Source organism: Streptomyces sp. NPDC055078 (assembly GCF_053607985.1).
This window is the reverse complement of sequence record NZ_JBSGUP010000782.1, coordinates 1-3515: the sequence shown is the minus strand read 5'-3', so window position 1 is coordinate 3515 and position 3515 is coordinate 1. Positions and strand designations below refer to the sequence as shown.

Annotated in this window: 5 protein-coding genes and 1 pseudogene; all 6 read left to right on the top strand. The window is 70.2% G+C overall.

What is annotated here, in order from left to right; translation table 11 throughout:
* Window positions 1-428 (top strand): annotated as a pseudogene (locus tag ACWF94_RS36590) (hypothetical protein); the annotation flags it as partial.
* A complete protein-coding gene (locus tag ACWF94_RS36585) occupies window positions 425-847 on the top strand; it encodes a roadblock/LC7 domain-containing protein (protein ID WP_453498910.1) in 423 nt (140 codons plus the stop codon). The pseudogene ACWF94_RS36590 and the gene ACWF94_RS36585, both read left to right, overlap by 4 nt.
* A 22-nt stretch (window positions 848-869) precedes the next feature.
* Entirely contained in the window at window positions 870-1280 is a 411-nt protein-coding gene (locus tag ACWF94_RS36580) for a DUF742 domain-containing protein (RefSeq protein WP_453498908.1), read from the top strand.
* A 258-nt stretch (window positions 1281-1538) separates the two neighbouring features.
* On the top strand, window positions 1539-2144 hold the full coding sequence (locus ACWF94_RS36575; RefSeq protein WP_453498906.1) for a GTP-binding protein: 606 nt from the start codon (window positions 1539-1541) through the stop codon (window positions 2142-2144).
* A gap of 78 nt (window positions 2145-2222) precedes the next feature.
* Entirely contained in the window at window positions 2223-2627 is a 405-nt protein-coding gene (locus ACWF94_RS36570) for a roadblock/LC7 domain-containing protein (protein ID WP_453498904.1), read from the top strand.
* Between the two features lie 144 nt (window positions 2628-2771).
* On the top strand, window positions 2772-3515 hold a 744-nt coding region (locus tag ACWF94_RS36565), incomplete at its 3' end, for a DUF6397 family protein (RefSeq protein ID WP_453498902.1).

The following is a 3515-nucleotide window of genomic DNA, read 5'->3' as shown; positions in this document are numbered from 1 at the left end:
CCGCGCTGCGCCCGCGCGGCACCCAGCCCCCGGCGGACGACGGCAGCCGGCGCGGCATCCCGTCCCCGGCGGACGGTGGCCGTTCGCGTTCCACCCGGCCCCCGACCGCCGGCGGACCCCGGCGCGGCACACCCTCGCCCCCGGACGGCGGGGAACTCCCGCGCCGGGTGAGGCAGTCCCATCTCGTCCCGCAGCTGCGTGAGGGAGCCGGCCCGACCGGGGACCCGGAGCCCCGGTCCGTCGAGCCCCCGGAGCGTACTCCCGAGCAGGTTCGGGACCGTATGACGGCGTACCGCGACGGCTGGGTACGGGGCGGCGGCGCCGCGCCCGGCAGGCCGGACCCGGGCATCGCCCACCACGACACCTACGCGTCCGGCTCCGCCACGTCCGGCACGCCCAACCCCGGCACCGAAGGAGACCGAGCATGATCCAGTACGAATCCGCCACAGCACACCACCACTCCGGAGACCTGGACTGGCTGCTGGACGATCTCGTCCTCAGGGCAGGCGAGGTGCGGCACGCGGTGGTGCTCTCCACCGACGGGCTCCCTGTGGGTGCGTCCCGGGGACTGACACGGGAGGACGCCGAGCATCTGGCGGCCGTCTCCTCCGGATTCCACAGTCTCGCCAAGGGCACGGGCCGGCACTTCAACGCCGGGAGCGTGCGTCAGACCATGGTGGAGATGGACGACGGCTTCCTCTTCGTCGCGGCGGCCGGGGACGGATCCGCTCTCGCCGTCCTCACCTCGGCCGCCGCCGACATCGGGCTGGTCGCCTATGAGATGGCCCGCCTCGTCAAGCGGGTCGGCGAGCATCTGCGCACTCCTCCGCGCGCGATGGCGACCTGAAGGACCACTGAGGCGACAGATCATGACTGAGGTGACAGGACCCGATGGCCGCCCCGGCAGCCGGTGGTACGACGCGGAAGCCGGGCCACTCGTCCGGCCGTACGCGATGACCGGCGGGCGGACAGCACCCGGGCCCGGCCACACACCGTTCGACCTCATCGCGCTCGTTGACATCGCTGTCGGCGCGCCCATCCCGGGCGAAACGTCTCTGCTGGGGCCGGAACACCGCACACTGCTCACCCTCTGCCACCGCGAGACCCAGTCCGTGGCCGAACTGGCGGCCGATACCGATCTGCCGGTGGGTGTCGTCCGGGTACTTCTGGGGGATCTCCTGGAGGCCGGTCAGATCAGGGTCAGCCGACCCGTGCCACCCGCGCAACTGCCCGACGAGCGGCTTCTCAGGGAGGTGATCGCGGGGTTGAAAGCCTTGTAGGCGCCCGCGGTGGCCGCCATTGCCACGCGTCTCCGGGCGGGACATATTCGACATCGCCGTAATGGGAGCCTTCGATGCCGTCCTGCCCGTACTCGAAGAAGGTCCGGATATACCGCAGTCCCCGCCGGAGGGCTCGCCGGATCATTCGCCCGTTGTGCGGTGAGCGGGCACCGGGAGGTGTCGCATGGTCAGGGCACCCGTCCCGCCGGTCGCACGCGCCTGAGAAGCAGTCCGTCTCCTCGCAGAGAGAAGTGACAGATGGCCTCGGAAAATCACTCCGCCGCCGGCGGGGAGTCCACTGCCCTCGCATTGAAAATCCTGGTCGCCGGCGGGTTCGGTGTGGGGAAGACCACTCTTGTCGGAGCGGTGAGCGAAATACGGCCACTGCGGACCGAGGAACAGCTCAGCGAGGCGGGCAGCACGGTCGACGACACCGGGGGTGTCGACCACAAGACCACCACCACCGTGGCGATGGATTTCGGGCGCATCACCATCCGCTCCGACCTGTCCCTCTATCTTTTCGGTACGCCAGGACAGGACCGATTCTGGTTTCTGTGGGACGAGTTGTCCCAAGGCGCTCTCGGAGCGGTCGTACTGGCCGACACCAGGCGTCTCACGGACTGCTTTCCCGCCGTCGACTACTTCGAGCAGCGCCGCATCCCGTTTGTCGTCGCGGTCAACTGCTTCCCCGGAGCGCGGACATATGACGCGGACGAGGTTTCCCGTGCCCTCGACCTGGACCATGGAACACCGGTGGTGCTGTGCGACGCGCGGGATCGCGAGTCCGGGAAGGAGGTACTCATCCGTCTCGTTGAATATGCCGGTCGAATGTACGCGGCACGACTAATCGATTCGGTGGGCTAGTTGCACCTTGCCCTGCCGTCCCGTGTGCGAAAGGCTGATGGGCAACACGGGGAACGAATGAGCGGGGAGGGATCGAACATGCCGTTGGACAAAGGGCTTGACTGGCTGCTCGACGATCTGACGAAGCGGATCGCACACATCAGGCACGCGCTCGTGCTGTCCAACGACGGCCTGGTGACCGGGGCGAGCACCGGACTGGCGCGCGAGGACGCCGAGCACCTCGCGGCCGTCTCCTCCGGTCTGCACTCCCTGGCCCGTGGCTCCGGCCGTCACTTCCGGGCGGGCAGAGCCCGCCAGACCATGGTCGAGTTCGACGAGGCCCTGCTCTTCGTCACGGCCGCCGGGGAAGGCAGTTGTCTGTGCGTCCTGAGCGAGGCCGAGGCCGACGTCGGGCAGATAGCCTACGAAATGACGCTCATGGTGAACCGGGTCGGTGAGCATCTTGGCGTCGAGGCCAGACAACTGGGCGGGAACAGCCGCTGACCAGCGGAGACCGACTCTGCTCCGGGTCGGCGCGCAGCCGCGTGCAGTCCGGTCCGCAGAGTTATCCACAGGCTGGAGCGGGGTGTTGCCGCTCCGGGCTATGGTCGTCACCGAGAGTATTCGCGGCTCACGGGGGAGACCATCATGGAGGTACGGGAAGCAGCGCCCGCGGTGGCGTTGGAAGCGGAAGCGCGCGCACTGGCTCCGGGCCGGGCGGCACAGGAGCTGGAGCTGAGGCGGGGCGAGTTCGAGCTCGCGGCCCAGCTGGGGCACATCCGCGTCACACCCGGGGCGAGCGGTGGACCACCGCGGGTCGCCCAGCGGGAGATCGACCGGCTGCGCGGCGCCGATGGCTTCCCGGACGCGCTGCGTGACCGGGTGCGCACCGTCGGCACCGCCCAGGGAGCACAGCGGCTCGCCATCAGCCCGGGCCGCTTCACCCGCCTCGCGCGTACGGGCCACTTCGCCCCGATCCGCTTCTATCTCAACCGCTATCGCGCGGTCGTCTGGCGCTATCTCGCCGATGACCTCGACGACTTCGCCCTGGACCACCCGGCCCTGTTGACGGGCCGGACACCGCCGGGGCTGCGGGTGCTGCTGGACGCGGGGGAGGACCGGCGCCCTCGCGGCTGGCGGGGCAGACGGCTCGGACTGCTGCTCCGGGCGGCGGGCGGCCCCTGGGAGCGGGCGGCGGCCATTGCCGCGCTGCTCGATCCGGTCGCGGTGGCCGAGGTGGTGCCCGATCCCGATGAGCGGTCATATCTGCGGGTGCTGCGGCCCGCGTTCATCCCGGCCCGCCCCGAGTCGCCTGCGGCCCATGAGGTGGTGGAGCGGCTGCTGCTGGCGGAGCATCCCGACGAGATCCTGTGGCACCGGGCGAAGCTGGCC